Annotated in this window: 21 protein-coding genes; 17 read left to right on the forward strand and 4 right to left on the reverse strand. The window is 41.2% G+C overall.

The window, feature by feature from the left end; all coding sequences use genetic code 11:
• Positions 1-72: 72 nt before the first annotated feature.
• On the reverse strand, positions 73-768 hold the full coding sequence (locus tag H8S51_RS09565) for a hypothetical protein (protein WP_117920925.1): 696 nt from the start codon (positions 766-768) through the stop codon (positions 73-75).
• Positions 769-770: 2 nt separating this feature from the next.
• Complete coding sequence (locus tag H8S51_RS09570) at positions 771-2,294, reverse strand: DUF1538 domain-containing protein (RefSeq protein ID WP_117920924.1); 1,524 nt, start codon at positions 2,292-2,294, stop codon at positions 771-773.
• Positions 2,295-2,502: 208 nt separating this feature from the next.
• Here H8S51_RS09570 and H8S51_RS09575 point away from each other — a divergent pair, with 208 nt between their 5' ends.
• Together H8S51_RS09575 and cls are read left to right on the forward strand one after the other, a co-directional pair.
• Positions 2,503-3,423, forward strand: coding sequence for a S8 family peptidase (locus tag H8S51_RS09575; RefSeq protein WP_186898826.1), 921 nt, complete (start codon positions 2,503-2,505; stop codon positions 3,421-3,423).
• Positions 3,424-3,514: 91 nt separating this feature from the next.
• On the forward strand, positions 3,515-5,050 hold the full coding sequence (cls, locus tag H8S51_RS09580) for a cardiolipin synthase (protein WP_117920922.1): 1,536 nt from the start codon (positions 3,515-3,517) through the stop codon (positions 5,048-5,050).
• A gap of 52 nt (positions 5,051-5,102) precedes the next feature.
• Here cls and H8S51_RS09585 read toward each other — a convergent pair whose 3' ends face one another.
• The gene (locus H8S51_RS09585) at positions 5,103-6,320 is read right to left on the reverse strand and encodes a D-alanyl-D-alanine carboxypeptidase family protein (RefSeq protein ID WP_207723994.1); all 1,218 of its coding nucleotides are present in this window, start codon (positions 6,318-6,320) and stop codon (positions 5,103-5,105) included.
• A gap of 132 nt (positions 6,321-6,452) precedes the next feature.
• On the opposite strand from H8S51_RS09585, the gene H8S51_RS09590 reads away from it, so the two are divergent.
• The 15 genes from H8S51_RS09590 to H8S51_RS09660 all read left to right on the forward strand — a co-directional run bounded on the left by H8S51_RS09590 (position 6,453) and on the right by H8S51_RS09660 (position 22,455).
• Entirely contained in the window at positions 6,453-7,202 is a 750-nt protein-coding gene (locus tag H8S51_RS09590) for a segregation and condensation protein A (RefSeq protein WP_117920920.1), read from the forward strand.
• Between the two features lie 24 nt (positions 7,203-7,226).
• On the forward strand, positions 7,227-7,796 hold the full coding sequence (gene scpB / locus H8S51_RS09595) for an SMC-Scp complex subunit ScpB (RefSeq protein ID WP_117920961.1): 570 nt from the start codon (positions 7,227-7,229) through the stop codon (positions 7,794-7,796).
• Positions 7,797-7,889: 93 nt separating this feature from the next.
• Positions 7,890-9,134 carry a D-alanyl-D-alanine carboxypeptidase family protein gene (locus H8S51_RS09600; protein WP_186898825.1) on the forward strand — a complete coding sequence of 415 codons (1,245 nt, stop codon included), beginning with the start codon at positions 7,890-7,892 and terminating at the stop codon, positions 9,132-9,134.
• A gap of 177 nt (positions 9,135-9,311) precedes the next feature.
• Positions 9,312-10,745, forward strand: coding sequence for an acyl-CoA carboxylase subunit beta (locus H8S51_RS09605; RefSeq protein ID WP_186898824.1), 1,434 nt, complete (start codon positions 9,312-9,314; stop codon positions 10,743-10,745).
• Between the two features lie 12 nt (positions 10,746-10,757).
• Positions 10,758-11,498 (forward strand): OadG family transporter subunit, encoded by a 741-nt coding sequence (locus H8S51_RS09610; protein ID WP_186898823.1) that lies wholly within the window; start codon positions 10,758-10,760, stop codon positions 11,496-11,498.
• A 66-nt stretch (positions 11,499-11,564) separates the two neighbouring features.
• Positions 11,565-11,936, forward strand: coding sequence for a biotin/lipoyl-containing protein (locus tag H8S51_RS09615; protein ID WP_006858048.1), 372 nt, complete (start codon positions 11,565-11,567; stop codon positions 11,934-11,936).
• Positions 11,937-11,952: 16 nt separating this feature from the next.
• Positions 11,953-13,101 (forward strand): sodium ion-translocating decarboxylase subunit beta, encoded by a 1,149-nt coding sequence (locus H8S51_RS09620; protein WP_186898822.1) that lies wholly within the window; start codon positions 11,953-11,955, stop codon positions 13,099-13,101.
• A gap of 45 nt (positions 13,102-13,146) precedes the next feature.
• Positions 13,147-14,565: an oxaloacetate decarboxylase subunit alpha gene (locus H8S51_RS09625; RefSeq protein ID WP_117920916.1), complete on the forward strand. Its 1,419-nt coding sequence runs from the start codon at positions 13,147-13,149 to the stop codon at positions 14,563-14,565.
• A gap of 150 nt (positions 14,566-14,715) precedes the next feature.
• Complete coding sequence (locus H8S51_RS09630; protein ID WP_117920915.1) at positions 14,716-16,521, forward strand: ABC transporter ATP-binding protein; 1,806 nt, start codon at positions 14,716-14,718, stop codon at positions 16,519-16,521.
• Between the two features lie 96 nt (positions 16,522-16,617).
• Complete coding sequence (locus H8S51_RS09635) at positions 16,618-17,550, forward strand: MurR/RpiR family transcriptional regulator (RefSeq protein WP_118208892.1); 933 nt, start codon at positions 16,618-16,620, stop codon at positions 17,548-17,550.
• Positions 17,543-18,805 (forward strand): BaiN/RdsA family NAD(P)/FAD-dependent oxidoreductase, encoded by a 1,263-nt coding sequence (locus H8S51_RS09640; protein WP_186898821.1) that lies wholly within the window; start codon positions 17,543-17,545, stop codon positions 18,803-18,805. The genes H8S51_RS09635 and H8S51_RS09640 overlap by 8 nt, the downstream gene beginning before the upstream one ends.
• Before the next feature lie 70 nt (positions 18,806-18,875).
• Positions 18,876-19,550 carry a (d)CMP kinase gene (gene cmk, locus H8S51_RS09645; RefSeq protein WP_117920912.1) on the forward strand — a complete coding sequence of 225 codons (675 nt, stop codon included), beginning with the start codon at positions 18,876-18,878 and terminating at the stop codon, positions 19,548-19,550.
• A gap of 17 nt (positions 19,551-19,567) precedes the next feature.
• Complete coding sequence (ispH, locus tag H8S51_RS09650) at positions 19,568-20,437, forward strand: 4-hydroxy-3-methylbut-2-enyl diphosphate reductase (protein WP_186898820.1); 870 nt, start codon at positions 19,568-19,570, stop codon at positions 20,435-20,437.
• Positions 20,418-21,542: a 30S ribosomal protein S1 gene (rpsA, locus tag H8S51_RS09655; RefSeq protein WP_117920910.1), complete on the forward strand. Its 1,125-nt coding sequence runs from the start codon at positions 20,418-20,420 to the stop codon at positions 21,540-21,542. Before ispH ends, rpsA begins: the two co-directional genes overlap by 20 nt.
• 130 nt (positions 21,543-21,672) lie before the next feature.
• A complete protein-coding gene (locus H8S51_RS09660) occupies positions 21,673-22,455 on the forward strand; it encodes a CheR family methyltransferase (protein WP_117920909.1) in 783 nt (260 codons plus the stop codon).
• Between the two features lie 109 nt (positions 22,456-22,564).
• Here the strand turns inward: H8S51_RS09660 and H8S51_RS09665 are convergent, their stop codons facing one another.
• Positions 22,565-23,668, reverse strand: coding sequence for a ribonuclease H-like domain-containing protein (locus tag H8S51_RS09665; protein ID WP_186898819.1), 1,104 nt, complete (start codon positions 23,666-23,668; stop codon positions 22,565-22,567).
• Positions 23,669-23,767 lie beyond the last annotated feature (99 nt).

Here is a 23,767-nt window from a genome sequence, read left to right on the forward strand (position 1 = left end):
GTTCTTTTTGTAACTATATTCAAATACCGGCGATTGAATAGCAGATAACCATGACGGAATGTATCATTGACATTATAATCCCATAATTCCATCCACCGGCAGGGAAAAAGCGACGCCGTGTGCAGGAGAGTCCATGCCATGAGCAGAACTGATTGCCTGCATGATCTCGGTTTTTTTATCTTTTGGAACAACGATTGCGACAATTTCCTGTTCTTCCTGGATCGTGATACCGAAAATGACGGCTGATTTTCCGGGGCTGCAGCGCAGACCTTTTAGAATTGTGCCTCCGGTTGCACCGGCAGCGCGTGCGGTATTCATGACAGCATCACTGTATCCCTGATTGATCGTTACAAGTATCATGGCATGTGTAATTGTTTCGCTCATTTTTTTCACTTCCTTTTCAACATCGTCTCTGTCTGATTCTGCTGTATGTTCATTTAAAAGTTTATAGAGAAAACCCTGCATGCCGTTCATTGGAATACTTACGGCAATACCGGTTCCTTTCTTATGAAGACTTAATGCCTGATTCATCTCAGCAAGCAGAATTTTCTTGCGCTCATTTGGAATAAAACAGAGTGTAATACTTTTCTGGATGCTTCCAAGACCACATAATTCCAGCCATTCCGAGCTGGCTGTGCCGATTCCATGCATCTGATAGTAGACCGGTATATGGGAATCTGCTAAAAATTCACATAATCGTTCCCGGATATGGGAATCTGTAATAATTACAAGACAACGGTAAGCCTCTCTTTTTTTCTGTTCCTGCATCGTTAAAATTCCTCCTCAAAATCCAGAATCTCATTGTCGTCAATTCCAATGAGTGCAGCGGCAGGGGTACTTGCTTTCTTTAATTTGATATTATAAGAAACTCCCATAACCTGAACTGCAATGAGTGGTGCCATGGCAACCATGGCGACAACACCAAAAGCGTCTGTTACGACATTGCCTCCGATTGCAGTACAGGCACCCATGGCGAGAGGAAGCAGGAAAGTGGAAGTCATAGGACCACTTGCAACTCCACCTGAGTCAAATGCAATACCGACAAATACTCTGGGTACAAATCGTGTCAGAATCAGTGCGATCAGATAGCCGGGGATTAAAAGCCAGTAAATATTTAAACCGGTAAGAACACGCAGCAGAGCAAGCGCAACTGAGGCGGATACACCGATCGACAGACTTAAATTCATAGTGTCTCTTGAAATAGAACCGTTTGTGACATCTTCAACCTGGCGGTTCAGTACCTGAACGGCAGGCTCAGCTTTTACGATATAATAACCGATCAGAGCACCGATCGGAATCAGGATCCATTTCCATGGCTGTCCGGCAAGACTGCTTCCAAGAAGACTTCCGACAGGCGCAAATCCGACATTTACACCGGTTAAGAAAAGAATCAGACCGATGATCGTGTAGAGAAAACCGATGATCATCTTGATCATCTGCGGGCGGTGATAACGCCTGGAAATAAGCTGGAAAATCAAAAAAACAAAAAGTACCGGAAGAATGGACAGAAGTACTTCTTTGGCGTAATCCGGTACCATATGTACAAATTCGCGGATTACATCCTGCATGGTGATCACGTCAGGAATTGTTGTTTCATTGTAAGCGGCACCGGTTGGATGATAAAAGATGCCAAGCAGCAGAACCATCAAAACCGGACCGATGCTGCAAAAAGAGATCAGTCCGAAACTGTCGCTTGAACCATTTTTATCATTTCTGGTGGCGGAGAGTCCAACACCGATCGCCATGATAAAAGGAACTGTCATAGGACCTGTTGTCACACCGCCGGAATCAAATGCGACTGCGATAAAATCAGCAGGTGCCGCAAAAGAAAGAAGAAACAGCGCAATATAAAAAATGCACAACAGGACTGGAAGACTGATCCGGAAAAGAATACGGAGTACGGCGATTACCAGAAATACACCGACACCAAGTGCAACCGTAAAGATCAGAGTATTGTTTGGAATAGAAGGAACCTGATTTGCGAGAACCTGAAGATCCGGTTCTGCAAGAGTAATGATAATACCCATTAGAAAACAAACACTGATTAAAATAGGAAGTTTTCTTGTTTTCATAATGGAAGAACCAACGCCTTCGCCGAGAGGAGTCATGGCAGTTTCTGCACCGAGCTGGAAAAAAGCCATACCAATGATCAACATAAATGCACCGACTAGGAAGAGGGCAATCGTACCTGTTTCCATGGGGACGACAAAAATAGAGAGCAGAAGTACGATCACAGTGATCGGGAGAACCGCGTTTACGGATTCGTCAAATTTTTCTTTGAGTTTTTTGTTCAAGATGGCATCACACTACTTTCTTTTTTATTTTTAAAGCAAACCATAATAGTTCACTAATTAACTATTATTTATTTTAAGAAAAAACATTCCGGCTGTCAAACATTCTTCTGAATTTTCAGAAAAAATTAACATTTTCTTATCATTTTTTAGCAGAAAGGATACTTTTTCATATAATAATATGGAAGTTTTTTAATAGAAGGGGGCTGCTATGGATCGGGTTAAGAAGATCATTCACACAGATTATGCATACAGATCAGGACTTAGCGGGCAGAATATTACGGTTGCAGTGATGGATACCGGCATTGTCCCACATCCGGATTTTGAAGACAGGATTATATATTTTAAGGATTTTTGTAATGGAAGAAATGAAATGTATGACGATAATGGGCATGGGACGCATGTTTCTGGGATCATTGCAGGAAATGGAAAAATGTCGGAACAGTATGTGAAAGGTACTGCACATAACGTCCGCAGATACAGTGGCGTTGCACCAAAATGCAGGATCATCATGTTAAAAGTATTAGACGAAAATGGAAATGGAAATACTAAAAAGGTACTTGATGCTGTAAACTGGGTGAAAGCAAACAGAAAACTGCATCATATCAGAATATTAAATATATCCGTTGGAATGCTGCCTGGAGCGGGGGTGGAAGAGCAGAGAAAACTATTACATGCGATCGATGAATTGTGGGATGAGGGAATCATGGTGGTTGCTGCTGCAGGAAACAACGGACCGAAAGAAAATACTGTGACGATACCGGGTATTTCAAGAAAAGTACTGACCGTTGGAAGCAGTGATGATGATACCAGTGACCATGGGAGAAAAGCTTTAAAAACAGGATATAGTGGTAGAGGACCGACTGCATGCTGCATTGTCAAACCGGAGATTCTTGCGCCGGGAACTGGGATTACGAGCTGCAGCAGGGATGCAATGGGATATCAGGTAAAAAGCGGGACTTCTATGGCAGCACCGGTTGTATCAGGGGCACTTGCGCTGGCATTTGAAAAATATCCGTCGTTTACTCCGGCAGAAATGAAACTTCGCCTTTATGAGAGAGCATATCCGCGAAGCACGCAGCTTGGAAAAACCGGCTGGGGAATGATACATGTGGATTATCTCGTCCGTTGACTTTTGAGTGGAAAATTATTACAATAAGCACATGCCTGCGATGAAATAAAACTTTATTTTATTAAAAAACAGCGCAGAAATGGAGTTTTGTATGAAGAAAATATTACATCTCATATTTGGAAGATTTTTTGTAGTAGCCATGGCGATCATTTTACAGGTGTTATGGTTATGTGTTGTATTGTGGCAGCTTAGCTACAAGTTCACATATGTCAATCTGCTCGTACGTGTGATCGCGATCATTGTCGTACTTGTCATCGTCAATAAATGGACAAATCCGGCGAATAAACTTTCGTGGACATTTTTGATACTGCTTTCACCGGTTTTCGGACTTATGGTATATCTGTTGTTTGGAAGATCAGGTCTGACAAAACATACCAGAGAGAGAATGGATGCAGTTAACCGACAGGTAGAAGCCTTGTTTCAGAGAGATACCGCAGCAGAAGAGAAATTGGAAAAAGAAAGCCGGTCGGCATATCTGCAGTCATCTTATATTGATAAATGGGCAGGCTTCCCTTTATACCAGAATACACAGACGAAATATTACAGATGCGGGGAAGAAATGTTCCCGGATATGTTAGAGGCATTGCGTGGTGCAGAACATTTTATTTTTCTCGAATATTTTATCATCGAGGAAGGGTATATGTTTAATACAATCCTGGATATCCTGGAAGAAAAGGCAAAAGCAGGAGTGGATGTGCGATTTATCTATGATGATGTCGGCAGTATCAATTCTATTTCCTTTGGATATTATAAGAAGCTACAGGAGAGAGGAATCCCCTGCGTGACATTTAACCCATTTAAACCGTTGATCTCTGTGGTGATGAACAACCGTGATCACAGAAAGATTTTTGTGGTGGACGGTTATATCGGATTTACAGGTGGAATCAACCTTGCAGACGAATACATCAACAAAGTACAGAGATTTGGCTACTGGAAAGATACCGGAGTCAGGATTGAGGGAGAGGCTGTCTGGAGTCTTACGGCAATGTTCCTTGAAATGTGGAACTATATTAATCGTTCCACAGAAGATTACAGCAGGTTTCTGCCATCGGTATATCAGCAGAAAAAAACTGATTCGGATGGGTTTGTGCAGCCATATGGAGACAGTCCTCTGGATAATGAAAATGTCGGAGAAAATATTTATTTAAATATCATAAGCCGTGCAAAAAAATATGTATACATTTTCACACCGTATCTGATCATAGACCATGAGATGCTGATCTGTCTTTCTAATGCGGCAAAGAGCGGTGTGGATGTAAGAATTGTGACACCGGGAGTGCCGGATAAAAAAGCAGTTTATCTTCTGACACAGTCATATTATGAACCGCTTTTAAAAAATGGTGTAAGGATCTTTCAATATACACCAGGATTTATCCATGCAAAATGTTTTGTCTGTGATGATGAAATTGCAACAGTCGGCAGTGTGAACCTTGACTACCGGAGTCTGTTTTTACATTTTGAATGTGGTGTATTTATGTATCAGTCTAAGGCAGTCATGCAGGTAAAAGAAGACTGCCTTAAGACATTTGCTGAGTCAGAGGAGATGGACGTGGCATTCTGCAGGGAGAGAAAACTTCCGGTACGTATGGTGCAAAGTCTGATGCGTCTGTTTGCACCATTGCTGTAGTATATGATGATGGGACTGGAAAAAATATATAATGTACATCGTTTGAAATGTCTCATGGAACAAAGTACAGGAGGGTGCGGCAAAAATAATCTTTATATTCTGCAGCATTAACTGTATCTGTATATACGATACTGACACTGCCGATGGGTGTTCCGTTCAGGAAATACACCGCTTTTCCGGCAGTGCCGCCTTTTTTTACAGGCGCTGTCACACTTTCTGGCAGTTCTATGCTTTTGGTAATGCCGGAAAGATCACTTCCATCTGTTGTCATATACTGAAAAGGTCTTTGGTAGATGATGCCGACAGAATCAGCAAGGCCTTTTTCTACCGGAAGGGCGTCTAGTTTATCTTCATGATTGTCACAGTAGATCCTGCATTTCCCAAATCCGTAATTTAACAGTGATGTAGCATCAGCAGAGCGGGACTTGATATCGGGTGCACCCATGATGACAGCAATCAGTTCCATGCCGCCTTTTTTTGCAGTTGCAGAAATACAGTACATGGCAGTATTGGTAAATCCGGTTTTCAGACCGGTGGCGTACTGGTAATGCTTGATCAGTTTATTGGTGTTGGTCAGCCCAAACTCAGAGGAACCTTTTGCAGTAGTGTGGGTGATATTTTCCATCCAGATCGTACAGTAATCGTGGATTTTCGGATATTTTGTGATCAGTTCGCGTGACATTAAGGCAATATCGTTTGCACTGGTCATATGCCCATCGGCGTCTAAACCACAACAGTTGATAAATGTGGTATCATTCATGCCGAGCCCTTTGGCACGTTCATTCATCATGCGGACAAATTCTGACTCTGAGCCGGCAATATGTTCTGCCATGGCAACACAGGCATCGTTCGCACTTGCGACACTGATGCATTTGATCATCGTATCGACGGTCTGTGTTTCGCCTGGTTCTAAAAATACCTGTGAACCTCCCATGCTGGCTGCGTGCTCGGAGACAGTCACAGTATCATCGAAAGAAATCTGTTTTGAGGAAAGAGCATCAAAAATCAAAAGTAGAGTCATGATCTTGGTGACGCTTGCCGGATGTCTCGATTCGTGGGAGTTTTTTTCATAGACAATGGCTCCGGTAGATGCCTCCATTAAAATTGCACTTGGTGCGGAAATATTTAAATCAGCAGCCGGTACAGTTTCTGTATTAGAGCTAAATGAGATAGAGTCTGCTGTGCCCGGAGTGAAACAGGAAGATACAGGAAATAATGTGCTTTGCATAAAAAGATTAAGACTAAGCAGAAAGGAAACCACAAATTTCAAAAATATGCCCTCCGTAGGGTTCTGTTATAATTTATTTTAGGAGTACGGGATGTACATTATGCATAAAAATCTTGAATTTTGCAGGAATCCACGGTAAAATCATTATTTGTGGAATGAGAGGGTGTTACATAGATGGAATTAACAGTAAAGCTTCAGGTGTTTGAGGGTCCACTGGATCTGCTTTTACATTTATTGGAAAAAAATAAAGTAAATATATATGATATTCCGATCGTGGAGATTACCAGCCAATACATGGAATATATTGCTGAGATGCGCAGACAGGACTTAAATGTGATGAGCGAATTCCTTGTGATGGCGGCGACATTACTTGATATTAAATCCAAAATGCTGCTTCCTGCAAAAGAAAGTGAAGATGAGCAGGAGGAAGACCCAAGAGCCGAACTTGTGCAGCAGTTATTGGAATATAAAATGTATAAATGTATGGCATATGAACTTAAGGATCGTCAGATCGATGCGGAAAAAGTCCTGTATAAAGTACCGACGATTCCGCCGGAAGTGCTTGCATATGAAGAACCGGTAGATGTGAATGAACTGATGTCCGGTATCACACTCGCAAGATTGAACGATATATTTCAGTCTATCATAAAAAAACAGGCGGACAAGATCGATCCGGTCCGCTCTAAATTTGGAAAAATTGAGAAAGAGGAAGTGTCACTTTCCGATAAGATGTCGTATGTGGAAGAGTACAGCATGCATCACGGACATTTCTCATTCCGGAGCCTTTTAGAAGCGCAGTCCGGGAAAATGGAAGTGGTTGTGACATTTCTTGCAATATTAGAACTGATGAAAATGGGAAAGATAGTTGTTTCGCAGGAATACACATTCGATGATATAAAAATTGAATCAAAAATTGCTGCGTAGCTGCAGAGCAAAATGGGGACTGGCATGGAAGAAAAGAAATATGAAGCAATCGTTGAGGCAATCCTGTTTACGATGGGAGAGTCAGTGGAATTGGAACGCATAGCAAAAACACTCGAACTTGATACAGAACAGACAAAAAAGATCGTGGAAAATCTGATGAAACGCTACGAAAATGACAGTATCGGGATCAAGATCATGGAACTTGACGGTTCTTACCAGATGTGTACAAAAGGAGAAATGTATGAATATCTGGTAAAAATTGCCAAACAGCCGAAAAAGCATGTGTTGACCGATGTTTTACTTGAGACGCTGTCGATCATCGCCTACAAACAGCCGATCACAAAAGCAGAAATTGAAAAGATAAGAGGGGTTTCCTGCGACCATGCAGTAAATAAACTGGTAGAGTATAATCTGGTATGTGAATTGGGAAGACTTGACGCACCGGGCCGTCCGTTGCTTTTTGGAACGACAGAAGAGTTCTTAAGGAGCTTTGGTGTACATTCGATAGATGAACTCCCTGTGCCAAGTCCGGTCCAGGTTGAGGAATTTAAACAGGAAGCAGAAGCGGAAATGCATATGAAACTGGATATCTGATCCGGTTTTATATGTATTTTTTTGATGTAAATGCACATGTTTTTGATGTTGTGTACATAAGGATTGATGAAATACTTTTTTGGAGTTTTGCATATGTGGAAAAAGCTGCTGGCGTGGATACTTATTACTGTAATTTTAATTGTAAACGGTATACAGGTGGTGGAAGCTTTTGAACAAAGTGGGAATGTGCAGATGGAGAAAATAATGGGAGAGCCGGAACAGAATTCTTTGTATGCAAGGTCGGCAGTGCTCATGGACGCGGATTCCGGACGTATCCTGTATGAAAAAAACGGACATCAGGCGATGGCAAATGCGAGTACAACAAAAATTCTTACCTGTATCATTGCACTTGAGAATTGTGAGTTAGACAGTGAAGTGACTGTGAGTGCACTTGCGGCTTCACAGCCGAAAGTACATCTTGGTATGAGGGAAGGACAGCGTTTTTATCTGAAGGATCTGCTGTACGGACTGATGTTAGAATCTTATAATGACTGTGCAGTGGCAATCGCTGAACATATCGCAGGCACAACGGCTGATTTTGCAGCAATGATGAACGATAAAGCAAAAGAGATCGGCTGTGAGGACAGCTATTTTATTACGCCAAACGGACTGGATGCAAAAGATGAAGGCGGTTTTCACCATACGACAGCGGCGGATCTTTCGCTGATTATGCGGTATTGTATCAAAGGTTCTAAGATGGCGGGACAGTTTCTTACGATCACACAGGAAGGGCAATATCAGTTTCATGATATGGATGGGAAAAACAGTTATACCTGTTACAATCATAATGCGTTTTTGCAGATGATGGATGGGGCATTGTCCGGTAAAACCGGATTTACCGGTAATGCGGGATACTGTTATATAGGCGCATTACAGCGTGATGACAGGACTTTTATTGTAGCACTGCTTGCCTGCGGGTGGCCGAACAATAAAACATATAAGTGGGCAGATGCGAAGAAACTTATGCAGTATGGAATTACAATGTTTAAAAAAATAAAACTGGATGAGATTGAGCTGAACACAAAAGAATCTGCTGCTGTAGAGGTGAAAGGCGGGCAGAGTAAAAAGATCGGTGGAGAGGTAAGAACAGAATTGGAAATATCGCCGATAGAAGGACTGACAGAACTGCTGATTGGAAATGAACAGGAAATACAGGTAAAGTATGAAGTGACACCAAAACTTTATGCGCCGGTAATGAATGGGGATTTTGCAGGAGAAATTACATATCTGCTTGGGGATGAGATTCTGGCAAAACGTACAGTTACGGTAAAGGAGACGGTAAAAAAAATAGATTTTTGCTGGTGCATAAAAAAAGCAGCCGAATTATTTCCGCTGTAAATGCTCAAAACACTATGTATGTGAAAAAAAACTGTCAAAAAATTAACAATTCACTTGAAAATTTGTCGCCGACCATCTATAATTTATCCTAGCGGAATTTGTTATATTTTTACATTATTCACTATGTACCATGTCAAAAGATGTGGTAACAAACTTTATAGATGGAGGGCAAAAAGGATGAATAGTAGTAATGATAGCTTGGCAATGCAGCGTATTACCAAGTTAGTCGATGAGAACAGTTTCATGGAAATCGGTTCTCTCGTAACCGCAAGAAATACAGACTTTAATCTTGCAGACACAGATACACCGTCCGATGGTGTAATTACCGGACACGGTCTGGTAGATGGTAATCTGGTATTTGTATACAGCCAGAATGCAGCCGTATTAAACGGTACTATCGGAGAGATGCATGCAAAGAAGATTGCAGCCGTATATGATATGGCAATGAAAATGGGAGCACCGGTGATCGGATTTATCGATTGCGCCGGAATGCGTTTACAGGAATCTGTTGATGCATTAAACGGATTTGGTGAGATCTACGCAAAGGAGGTCGCAGCATCCGGCGTTGTTCCACAGATTTCCGCTATTTTCGGAAGCTGTGGCGGTGGACTTGCAGTAGTACCTGCATTATCTGATTTTGCATTTATGGAGAGCAAAGGAAAAATGTTCATCAACTCCCCGAATGCGATCGATGGCAACCGTATTGAAAAATGCGATACATCCTCAGCAGAGTTCCAGAGTGAGAAGAATGGCTGCATCGATGCAGTTGGAACAGAGGATGAGATCATTGCACAGATTCGTGAGTTAGTAAGCATTCTTCCTTTAAATAACGAGGGAGATGTGTATACATCTGAATGTGAGGATGATTTAAACCGTGCATGTGAGAACATGGCAGCTATGAAAGGTGATCCGAGATATTTACTCAGCGAGATCTCTGACGGACATGTTTTCTTTGAGACAAAGAAAAACTACGCAAAAGACATGGTAACCGGATTTATCCAGTTAAACGGAATGACAGTCGGCGCAGTTGCAAACTGTTCAGAAGTTTATGATGAAGAAGGCAAAAAAGCAGAAGAGTTCTCCGGAGCTTTAACAGCAAGAGGATGCAACAAGGCAGCAGAGTTCGTTAATTTCTGTGATGCATTTGAGATCCCTGTATTGTCTTTAACAAATGTAAAAGGATATGCAGCTACTGTATGTGCAGAAAAAGGACTTGCAAAAGCACTTGCACGTATGACTATGGCGTTTGCTGATGCAACCTGCCCGAAAGTTAACGTAATTACCGGAAATGCAATCGGAAGTGCTTATGTGACAATGAACTCCAAAGCAATCGGAGCAGATTTTACATATGCATGGACAGATGCAAAGATCGGTATGATGGATGGAGATCTTGCAGCTAAGATCATGTACGCAGATGCATCTGCAGACGAACTTGCAGCAAAAGCAAAAGAATATGATGCATTACAGTCTAGTGTCATGACTGCAGCAAGACGCGGTTATGTAGATCTTATTTTAGATCCGACAGACACCAGAAAGTACCTTGTAGATGCATTTGAATTATTATATACAAAATGTGCAGGTGTACCGGACAAGAAACATGGAACAAAATAGAAAGGTGAAGTTATGAAGAAAAAATTATCTCTTATGCTTTGTCTTTGCTTTATGGTTCTGGCAATGACAGCATGTGGAACGGATCCTAAGAGCGTTGATTATTTTGGTATGAGCTATTCTGATATTCAGGATAACATGGAGCAGACAGTATCTGCGCTTGTTTCATTTTCAGATGAAGATATACAAAGCGGTGCAGAATATTATGATTCCAACGGAATGGCTGCGTTTGCCCATTTACTGACATCCTGGGGTGAAACAGTTCCGGATTTAGGTTCATATCAGGGACTTGGAGAGCTTACTGTGACGAAAGCACAGAAAACCGTGACTGCAGATCAGGTTTTACATTTCTCAGACAGAGATGTAGTTGTTTCATATGTATATGAATATAATTACGAAACAGAATCACCGGAACTTACAGATGCCAGTGCAGATCTTGTGTATTCACTTGGTGAGAAAATGGAAAAAGCCGGCATGAATACATTGATGGGAATGGGAACCGTATTCGTAGTTCTTATCCTGATCAGTCTGATCATCAGCTGCTTTAAAGTAATTCCGTATTTACAGAACAAAAAAGCAAATGCTGGTGCAAAGAAAGAAGTGGCAGATCCTGTAGTAGACCAGATCGAACAGCGTGAGGAAGCAGCTTCTCTTACCGACGATTTAGAACTGGTTGCAGTTATTTCTGCAGCGATCGCAGCGGCAGAAGGAACGTCAGCAGATGGATTCGTAGTACGTTCTATTCATAGAAGATAGACGAAAAAAGACAAGTTATAAAATAGTATGTCGTTAAAAAAGTAATGATCACAGGAGGATGATTCAATGAAAAGCTATACAATTACCGTAAATGGAAATGTTTATGATGTTACTGTAGAAGAAAATGGTGCAGTAAGCGCACCGGCAGCAGCACCGAGACGTGCAGCAGCTCCGGCACCGGCAGCAGCTCCGAAGGCAGCAGCTCCGGCAGGTGGCGCAGGCAATGTTAAGATCGAAGCAGGTGCAGCAGGAAAAGTATTTAAGATCGAGTCTTCTGTAGGCGCATCTGTAAAGAAAGGTGACACAATCTTAGTTCTTGAAATCATGAAAATGGAGACACCGGTTGTTGCTACCGAAGATGGTACTGTAGCAAGCATCAACGTAAGCGTTGGTGATATGGTAGAAGCAGGTGCATTACTGGCAACTTTAAACAACTAATTTTAGGAGGATAACAATGAGTTATTTTACTGAGACAATGGGCAACCTCCTTCATCAGACTGCCTTTTTCAACCTGACATGGGGAAATTTCGTAATGATCTTTGTTGCATGTATTTTCCTGTATCTGGCTATTGCAAAAGGGTTTGAACCGTTGTTACTCGTTCCAATCGCATTTGGTATGCTTCTGGTAAATATTTATCCGGATATCTTTGCAACTCCGGAACAGATGAGTAACGGTGTCGGTGGTTTATTCCATTATTTTTATACCTTAGATGAATGGTCAATCCTGCCATCCCTTATTTTCCTTGGCGTTGGTGCGATGACCGATTTTGGACCTCTGATCGCAAACCCGATCAGCTTCCTTTTAGGAGCAGCAGCACAGTTTGGTATTTTCGGCGCATATTTCCTTGCAATCCTGATGGGATTCAATGATAAAGCAGCAGCAGCCGTTTCTATCATCGGTGGTGCAGATGGTCCTACTTCCATTTTCCTTGCAGGAAAACTTGGACAGTCCGGTCTTATGGGTCCGATCGCTGTAGCAGCATACTCTTACATGGCATTGGTGCCGATCATTCAGCCACCAATCATGAAGTTATTTACAACGAAAAAGGAACGTGCCATTAAGATGCAGAACTTACGTCCGGTATCCAAACTTGAGAAAATCTTATTCCCGATCGTGGTAACCGTTGTCGTATGTCTGATCCTTCCGACCACAGCTCCACTTGTTGGTATGTTAATGCTCGGTAACCTGTTCCGTGAGTGTGGTGTAGTTCGTCAGTTATCGGAGACAGCATCTAACGCATTAATGTACATCGTTGTTATTTTACTTGGTACATCTGTTGGTGCATCAACAAGTGCTGAGGCATTCTTAAATGCAACAACCTTAAAGATCGTTGCACTTGGACTCATCGCATTTATGTTTGGTACAGCAGCCGGAGTATTGTTCGGTAAATTACTTTGCTTCATTACAAAAGGCAAGATCAACCCGCTCATCGGTTCTGCTGGTGTATCTGCAGTTCCTATGGCTGCACGTGTATCACAGAAAGTTGGTGCAGAGGAAGATCCTACGAACTTTTTACTTATGCATGCAATGGGACCAAACGTTGCCGGTGTTATCGGTACAGCAGTAGCAGCCGGTGTATTCATGGCAATCTTTGGAATTTAATCAGACAGCGGAACAAAAACAGATTCGCTGTATAAGGAGGAAAAAATGGCTGAAGTTGTTAAAAAACCTTTAAAAATAACAGAGACAGTACTGCGTGATGCTCATCAGTCTCTGATCGCAACAAGAATGACAACAGAGCAGATGCTTCCAATCGTAGATAAAATGGACAAGGTTGGATTCTACGCTGTTGAGTGCTGGGGAGGCGCTACTTTCGACGCATCCCTTCGTTTCTTAAAAGAAGATCCATGGGATCGTCTTCGTAAATTAAGAGACGGATTCAAAAATACAAAATTACAGATGTTATTCCGTGGACAGAATATCTTAGGATACCGTCCGTATGCAGACGACGTGGTAGAGTATTTCGTACAGAAATCTATCGCAAACGGTATTGATATCATCCGTATTTTTGACTGTCTGAATGATCTTCGTAACCTTCAGACAGCAGTAAGCGCATGTAACAAAGAAAAAGGACATGCACAGGTTGCTTTATCTTACACACTTGGTGATGCTTATACCTTAGATTACTGGACTGATATGGCAAAAAGAGTAGAGGATATGGGAGCTGATTCTGTATGTATCAAAGATATGGCAGGACTTTTAGTTCCTCAGAAAGCAGACGAACTGGTTCGTGCGATCAAAGATGTGATCGATATCCCATTGGAGTTACATACACACTATACATCCGGTGTTGCTTCCATGACATACATGAAAGCAGTTGAGGCAGGATGCGATATCATTGATACAGCAATGTCTCCATTTGCACTTGGAACATCCCAGCCGGCTACTGAAGTTATGGTAGAGGCATTTAAGGGTACAGAGTTTGATACCGGTTTAGACCAGAACAAACTGGCTGAGATCGCAGATTACTTCCGTCCGATGAGAGAGGAAGCATTAGAGAGCGGTCTGATGAACCCGAAAGTATTAGGTGTAAACATCAAGACTTTATTATATCAGGTACCGGGTGGTATGTTATCCAACCTGATCTCCCAGTTAAAAGAGCAGGGCAAAGAAGACAAATACGAGGAAGTACTTGCAGAAGTACCACGTGTTCGTAAAGATCTCGGTGAGCCACCGCTTGTTACACCTTCTTCACAGATCGTTGGTACACAGGCTGTATTTAACGTATTAATGGGTGAGCGTTACAAAGTAGCTACCAAAGAGACAAAAGACGTTCTTCTCGGAAAATATGGTCAGACTGTAAAACCGTTCAATCCGGAAGTTGTCGATAAAGTATTAGGTGATGAGAAGAAGAATGCGATCACATGCCGACCGGCAGATCTGTTAGAGCCAGAACTTGACAAGATTGAAGCTGAGATGAAACAGTGGAAACAGCAGGATGAGGATGTATTATCCTACGCATTATTCCCACAGGTTGCAACTGAGTTCTTCAAATACCGTGAGGCACAGCAGAAAAAAGTAGATGCAACAATCGCAGATACAAAGAATGGTGCATATCCGGTATAATCAGAAATAATATTGACAAAAGATGTCATAACAGTATCTTAAGATACTGTTATGACATTTTTTTGTTTTGCAGAATGAACAATGTGAAATATTGCTTTTTGTATAAAAAAGAATTAGAATCATCCTATAAATTTTAAAGGATATGAAAAAATGAATGATTTTGAACGAAAGACTTTGCCAAAAAGTGGCATAGATACGGAAAACTGGTTTATAGAGAGTTATCAGAGACATAAAGGACATCCGATACAGATCCTGATAGCACTTTATAAAGGAAATTATCATAAATTTGTTATGGCTGTGATCTGTTTTTTTATAAAACATGCCTGCGTGTGGGTTCTTCCGATCATAACTGCAAATATTATCAATGATGTCACGACTGCAAATCCGGATACAGTCAGAAATATCTGGTTTAGTGTAATTCTTGAAACTGGTCTGATCGCACTGAATATTCCGATGAATTATCTTTATACATCTTATAAAAGTCTTGCAACGCGTTATGTGGAAACAGGACTCCGGAAAGCATTGATCCGGAAATTGCAACAGTTGTCAATTGCTTATCATGTGGAGACGCAGTCCGGCAGACTGCAGTCGAAGATCATGCGTGATGTGGAGGCTGTTGAAACACTTTCTACACAGATGTTCTTAAGTATTTTAAATATTGCGTTAAATATCGGGGTCGCACTGGTCGTTACAGCGTCGAAAAGCAGGATTGTGTTTGTCTTTTTCCTGCTGACTACTCCGGTTGCTGCAATTACCATGGTTTCGTTTCGTTCTGTCATGAAAAAACGTAATACGGAATTTCGAAAAGAAATGGAAGAAACGTCCGCTCGTGTGATGGAAATGGTGGAACTTGTTCCGGTGACAAGAGCGCATGCCTTAGAGGATGAAGAAGTACACAAAATGAGTGGACAGCTTTTTGCAGTTGCCGAAAAAGGATATAAACTGGATCTTGTACAGGCATTGTTTGGCTCGGTTGGATGGGCTGTATTTCAGGTGTTTCAGGTCGTTTGTCTTGCATTTACCGGCTATCTTGCGCTGCGCGGACGTATCATGGCGGGAGATATTACTCTTTATCAGAGCTATTTTGCAACAGTTGTCAATCAGGTGTCTGCAATCGTGACGCTTCTCCCGACAATCGCAAAGGGAATTGAATCTGTTAATTCCATTGGTGAAGTGCTACTTTCAGAGGATGTGGAACAGAATGAAGGCAAAAAACAGTTGGAGGATGTAACTGGAACTTTTGATTTCTGCGATGTTTCTTTTCATTATAAGAACAGTGATAAACCGGTGCTGAACCATTTTAATCTTCATATAAAACAGGGAGAGACAATCGCATTAGTCGGGGAGTCCGGTGCGGGAAAATCAACCATTTTGAATCTTGTGATCGGATTTCATCTTGCGGATGGGGGAAAAGTTCTTTTAGATGGTAATGATATGAAAGAAATAGATCTGCGTACATACAGAAAGCATCTGGCTGTTGTACCGCAGACATCCATTTTGTTTTCCGGAACTATCCGTGAAAATATTACATATGGGAACGAACATGTTACGGATGAAGAATTAGAACGTGTCATCCGGGCAGCAAATCTTACAGATCTGATGGAAAGTCTTCCACATGGTGTTGATACTGTAGTTGGAGAACATGGAGGAAAACTTTCAGGAGGACAAAGGCAGCGTATAGCAATTGCAAGAGCACTGATCCGTGACCCTGAAGTAATCGTTCTCGACGAAGCTACGTCTGCTTTGGACAGTATTTCTGAGAAACTGATACAGGAAGCACTTGGAAATCTTACAAAAGGACGGACAACATTTATAGTTGCACATCGTCTGTCGACGATCCGGGATGCGGATAAAATAGCGGTTCTTGCAGATGGACATTGTGTGGAATATGGTACATTTGAGGAGCTGATGGAACAAAAAGGTGAATTTTACAAAATGAAAATGATTCAAAGCTGACAAAAAGAAAAAGTTTTGGTATAATAGAAATGTTGGTGTGCAAAGACATATCACAAATTGCAGACAATGTCATAATCATGACAGGAACGAGGGGTTATGGGCAGTAAAAATGATTTGAGTAATCGGATCAACGAGTCATACAGTAAATTGAGCAAGGGACAGAAACTGCTTGCCACTTATATTACGGATAACTATGATAAAGCAGTATTTTTGACAGCAGCAAAATTAGGTGAGGTAGTCGGAGTCAGTGAATCCACGGTAGTACGCTTTGCCATGCACCTTGGTTATCGGGGATATCCTGAATTTCAGAGTGCCTTAGAGGAACTGGTGCGTAATAAATTAAATTCTATCCAGCGTATGGAAGTTACCTATGGCAGGATCAGCCAGTCAAAAATATTAGAATCTGTTTTAAAGTCAGATGCGGAAAAGATTAACAGTACACTGGAAAAAATAGACCAGACAGCATTTGAAATGGCGGTGGATACCATTTTACATGCAAAACACATTTATATAATAGGAATCAGAAGCTGTGCACCGCTTGCGTCATTTATGGCATTTTATTTTACTCTGATGTTTGAAAACGTACATCTGATACAGACAAGCAGTTCTAGTGAGATCTTTGAACAGATGGTACGTATCGGAAAAGAAGATGTGATCATTGGTATCAGTTTTCCAAGATATTCCATGCGTACACTAAAAGCAATGGAGTTTGCGAACAACCGCAGTGCGAAAGTTATTACATTAACAGACAGTGTACATTCGCCAATGAATTTATATTCTTCCTGCAACCTGATCGCGGACAGTGACATGGCTTCTATTGTCGATTCACTGGTTGCACCACTCAGTGTGATCAATGCCCTGATCGTTGCTCTTTGTATGAAAAAGCAGAGGGATGTGGCAAAGACGTTAGAAATGTTAGAAGGAATCTGGGATGAATATCAGGTTTATGAAAATGATGAGATCAATGCGATTGATGATTCGATAAAAATGCGATATGCTAAAATAGGAGACAGCGATTTTCATGAATAAAATCATTGTAATAGGTGGAGGACCGGCTGGAATGTTTGCTGCGATCGCCGCAGCAGAAGCAGGAAGTCAGGTTACACTGCTTGAGAAAAATGAAAAATTAGGAAAGAAACTATATATCACCGGGAAAGGACGCTGCAACATCACCAATGCAGGAGATATGGATAATCTCTTTGCTAATATCATGACCAATGCAAAGTTCTTGTACAGTGCGTTTTATTCTTATGATAATCAGAGAGTAATTGATTTTTTTGAAAGAAACGGACTTCGGACGAAGATAGAACGTGGAAACAGAGTGTTCCCTGTTTCAGATCATTCTTCAGATGTGATTGCCACATTACAAAAAGTGCTGAAAGAGAAAAAAGTAAAGATAATGCTGCATACACAGGTGCAGAGCCTGTTAGAGGAACCGTCTGTGGATGATATGTCCCAGAATGTTGTCACCGGGGTAAAGTTAGAAGACGGCACTACAATGCAGGCAGATGCGGTGATCGTTGCAACAGGCGGATTTTCCTATCAGACAACCGGATCTACCGGGGATGGTTACCGCTTTGCAAAGGAGATGGGGCATACGGTAACGGATATCCATCCGTCGCTTGTTCCCTTTCTTGCAAAAGAGGGATATGTGCAGCAGATGCAGGGACTGGCTTTAAAAAATGTAGAAGTGCGTATTTTAAATGGAAAGAAATTGTTATATCAGGAGTTCGGCGAGATGTTGTTTACGCATTTTGGCGTCAGCGGGCCATTGCTTTTGTCGGCAAGTGCGGCGATAAAACCGTCTCTTACGGCAGGAGAACTTTCCATGTTTATAGATCTAAAGCCGGCACTTAGCGAAGAACAGTTAGACCATCGCCTGCTGAGGGAGTTTGATGAGGCAAAAAATAAACAGTTTAAAAACTCGATTGGAGGACTTTTCCCGGCAAAAATGATCCCGGTAATGCTTGAACTTAGCGGAATCGATCCGGAGAAGAAAGTCAATGAGATCACAAAAGAAGAACGCAGATATTTTATCGGACTGATCAAGGCATTTCCTGTTACACTTTGCGGACTGCGCGATTTTAATGAGGCAATTATCACAAAGGGTGGCGTAAAGGTCAAGGAAGTGAATCCGTCCACGATGGAATCAAAACTGGTACCGCATTTATATTTCTGTGGAGAAGTGTTAGACCTTGATGCGATGACAGGTGGTTATAATTTACAGATTGCCTGGTCGACTGGATATCTTGCGGGGGTATCTGCTGCGCAGACAGAAAAATAAGGCATTTAAAAATTATGCTTTTGCAAGATGCAAAAAGCATATCTGGTTAAGATAGAAGGAGAAATAAAAAATGAGTATGAATATTGCAATTGACGGACCGGCAGGGGCAGGAAAAAGCACGATCGCAAAGCGCCTGGCAAAAAAACTTGGTTTTATCTACGTGGATACGGGAGCAATGTACCGCGCAATGGCGTATTATTTTTTACAGCATGATATTGATGCAAAAGATGAGAGTGCAATTGCGGCTGCCTGTCCGGATGTAGATGTTACGATTACCTATGAAAACGGCGAACAGCAGGTACTTTTAAACGGAGAGAATGTAAATGGTGTGATCCGTAATGAGGAAGTTGGAAATATGGCATCATCCACAAGTGTTTATCCGGTAGTCCGCGAAAAGTTAGTTGAGCTGCAGCGTCAGCTTGCAAAATCAGCAGATGTGATTATGGATGGAAGGGACATTGGAACATGTGTGCTTCCGGATGCCCAGGTGAAAATTTATCTGACAGCAAGTTCGGCAACACGTGCGAAACGTCGTTTCGATGAATTGACGGAAAAAGGTGTAAGCTGTGATCTTGCGGAAATTGAGAAAGATATCATCGACCGCGATTACCGCGATATGCACCGCGAAACATCACCGCTCTGTCAGGCAGAGGATGCTGTTTTAGTTGACAGCTCGGAAATGAATATTGATGAAGTGGTAGATGCCATTTATCAGGTTTATCTGAAGGCAGAAAAGGAAGTATAAAAAGGAAATCTGAAAATATGAAAGTAACATTGGCAAAAAGTGCGGGTTTTTGTTTTGGCGTGAAGCGTGCAGTCGATACCGTATATGAGCAGTTAGAAAAGAGTGTCAGCGGAAATCAGCCGATCTATACGTTTGGCCCGATCATTCACAACGAAGAAGTGGTGCATGACCTGGAAGAAAAAGGAGTGACTGTTTTAGAGAGCGTTGAAGAACTTGAAGAGAGGGCACCGCAGGGTGGAACAGTTATCATTCGTGCACATGGAGTGGAAAAGGGAATATCCGGAAAAATAAAAGAACTGGGTTATACACTTGTGGATGCAACCTGTCCGTTTGTGTTAAAGATACACCGCCTTGTGGAAAAATACAGTACCGATGGAGCACAGATTGTAATTATTGGAAATGAAAAACATCCTGAGGTGAAAGGAATCAAAAGCTGGTCGCTTGATCCGCATACGGCTGTGATCTCAACCCCGGAAGAAGCAGAAAAATATCAGGCAGAATCTGGGAAAAAGGTATGTATTGTAGCACAAACGACATTTAATTACAATAAATTTCAAGAATTAGTTGAAATTATAAATAAAAAAGGTTATGATATAATTGTTTTAAATACAATCTGCAATGCCACCGAGGAAAGACAGACTGAGGCAGCAAAGATTGCCCGTGATGTGGACGCCATGATTGTCATAGGGGGCAGAAATAGTTCCAATACGCAGAAGTTGTTTGAAATATGTAAAAACGAATGCAACAATACTTACTATATACAAACTGTAAAAGATTTGGATGTCACATGTTTTGAGTCCATCGATAACGTAGGTATTACCGCAGGGGCTTCTACCCCAAACAAAATTATTGAGGAGGTTCAAAAGAATGTCAGAAATGAGCTTTGAACAAATGCTGGAGGAATCATTTAAAACAATAAGAAATGGAGAGGTAGTTGAAGGTACCGTTATCGATGTAAAACCTGATGAGATCGTATTAAATATCGGCTACAAATCAGACGGAATCATTACTCGTAATGAATATACGAATGAAGCTAACGTTGATTTAACAACACTGGTATCTGTCGGCGACACCATGGAAGCAAAGGTTCTTAAGGTAAACGACGGTGAGGGACAGGTATTACTCACATACAAACGTCTTGCAGCAGAAAAAGGCAGCAAGAGATTAGAAGAGGCATTTGAAAACAAAGAAGTATTAACAGCAAAAGTAGCACAGGTATTAGATGGTGGTCTTTGCGTTATCGTGGATGAGACAAGAGTATTTATCCCGGCAAGCCTTGTATCTGATACTTACGAGAAAGATTTATCCAAGTACAAAGATCAGGATATCGAATTTGTAATCAGTGAGTTTAATCCAAAACGCAGAAGAATCATCGGTGACAGAAAACAGCTTTTAGTTGCTAAGAAATTAGAGCAGCAGAAAGAACTTTTTGCAAAGATCAAAGTCGGTGATGTTATGGAAGGAACTGTTAAAAATGTAACAGACTTCGGTGCATTTATTGATCTTGGCGGAGCTGACGGTCTGCTTCACATCTCTGAGATGTCATGGGGCAGAGTAGAAAGTCCTAAGAAAGTATTTAACGTTGGTGATCATGTACGTGTATTCATCAAAGACATTAATGAGACAAAGATTGCACTCAGCATGAAATTCCCGGCAGAGAATCCATGGAATGGTGCTGCAGAGAAATATGCGGTTGGAAACGTTGTAAAAGGAAAAGTGGCAAGAATGACAGATTTTGGTGCATTCGTAGAGCTTGCACCAGGTGTTGATGCATTACTGCATGTTTCCCAGATTGCAAAAGAGCATATTGAGAAACCATCTGATGTATTAAAAGTAGGTCAGGAGATCGAAGCTAAGATCGTTGATTTCAACGAGGACGAGAAGAAGATCAGTCTTTCTATCAAAGCATTACTTGCTCCTGAGACAAATGAGTCAGAAGATGCTGATGTTGCAGATGTCGATATCGATGCAGTTGCAGCAGAAGAGAACTAAATTCCGTATACAGTAATATGGATAAAAATAGGCTTTCACGAAATGTGTAAAGCCTATTTTTGATATGGCATGAAAGTAAATCTGTTTTTACAGAACTTTTGTGCAAAAGGAAACAGGAGGAAAGTAGATTATGCTTGAAACCGATAATTATGAAAAGTTTAAAAAAGATATTTTACAGCTTGCAGGAATCGATCTGAATTCTTACAAGGAAAAACAGATGCGTCGTCGTATTAATACGCTGATCACCAAGAACAATGTCAAGACATACAATGATTATGTAGCCCTGATTAAGAAAGATAAAGAGAAATTTGATCAGTTTATCAATTTCCTGACGATCAATGTTTCTGAGTTTTATCGTAATCCGGATCAGTGGAAGATATTAGAGGGAGAGGTATTTCCGGCACTGATTAAAAAATTTGGTAAAAACCTGAAAATTTGGAGTGCAGCCTGTTCGACAGGAGATGAGCCATATTCACTTGTCATGGCTCTTTCAAGACAGGTGCCGCTTACTAATATTAAGATCATTGCGACAGATATTGACAATCAGGTGCTCGATACAGCAAGAATGGGGCTGTACAATGAAAAGAGTATCGCTTCCGTACCGGATGACCTTAAGAAAAAATATTTCACAAAAGTTGGTTCTTCCTATCAGATTTCAGATGAGATCAAAAAAAGAGTGGAATTTAAGAAACATGATCTGCTAAAAGATCCTTATCCAAGTGGCTGCAATCTGATCGTTTGCCGTAATGTGGTTATTTATTTTACAGAGGAGGCAAAAGATGTGATCTATCAGAAATTCCATAAAGCTCTCCAGCCTGGTGGCGTGCTTTTTATTGGAAGCACAGAGCAGATCATGAATTACAGAGAACTTGGATTTGACAGACATACATCGTTTTTCTTTGAAAAACAGTAAAAGATATATAAGAAAGATAAGAGACATCAGAGTCTCTGAGATGAAAAACAGGAAGTCATATTTCAGACTTCCTGTTTTTTGATAAGATTTTTATTGGTTTTTGTAAAGACTACATTTTTTTATTGCAGATAAACTGCAGTACATGCAGACAATATTCTCTTTGCATTTCTTTGGAAACAGCAAAATCTTCTGTAAGTTCAAAGTAGCTTTTCTTATCTTTAAACATATGCCGGAATGCCGGTTTTACGATTTCCTGATACTGGGGAAGAAAAATGGCATTCCTTTTTTCATAACAGGTTCCTGCGGTAGCCTTTTTCCTGCGTTCTTTTGGAATCGATGCAGCAAGGCTTGAAGGGATAGCGAGATCCTCCTCGGGCAGATACCAGTAGTTTTTATAATCAGAAAGAAAATATTTTAGTTCTCCGGTATATAAGCGGACACAGAGTGTTGTCTGGTCTGTATCGACCACTAGATGGAAATCCTCATAATGACAGGAAACACGTTTAGGAACCGAAAAATCGTTTTGCAGAGAAAAGAGAAGCTCCCTGCATGGTCTGCCGTCATAAGAGACATATTCATTTGCATTGATGGATGTTACGGTAAATGCCCCGTCAAACAGTTTTACGTAGGACAGGACAGAGAGAAGTTTTGGCATATCGATAACATCCTCATAATTGTGCTGTTTTAAAAGAGAGATAAGTTTCTCATCGGGATTTTTCTGATATTCTTGATATACTTTGATCAGTTCGCCGCCGTTATACATATCTTGGCGGTTTAAACCGATGAATTGTTCCACTGTTTTCTGCTTGAGATCAGGCAGGGCAAAAAGAAAACGGAAGCCGGAGATCATTTTATAAATATCAACATATTCATAGGAAGAAAATGGTGCGGAAATTTTGTATTTCTGGCATTTGTTTGTCAGGTACGGAATATCAAAACCGATTCCGTTAAATGTGATGATCGTATCAAAATTTTTCAGATAATCTAAAAATGCATGCAGCACATCTGATTCATCTGCTGGAGTTTCTGCAAAAAACTGATCGACAATCAGCAGATTTTTCTTCCGCGCAGCACATCCGATCAGATAGAGTGATGTGCGGGCAGCTGAAAATCCGGTTGTCTCTATATCAAAAAAAAGAGATTTTTCTGTAAATATCTGTTCTGTCAGCGAATCGTTTAATGTAAAAGGCATTTCTTCGTGCCAGTGTTTCATAAAAGTCTCCATTCCTGCGCTTTTTCTGCGCATGTGTATTCCCTATATGTACTGCCATTTATGGCAGGTAAATTCATTGGATTACTGCAATTTTATCAT

The organism is Roseburia rectibacter (assembly GCF_014287515.2).
Taxonomy (GTDB): Bacteria; Bacillota; Clostridia; order Lachnospirales; family Lachnospiraceae; genus Roseburia; species Roseburia rectibacter.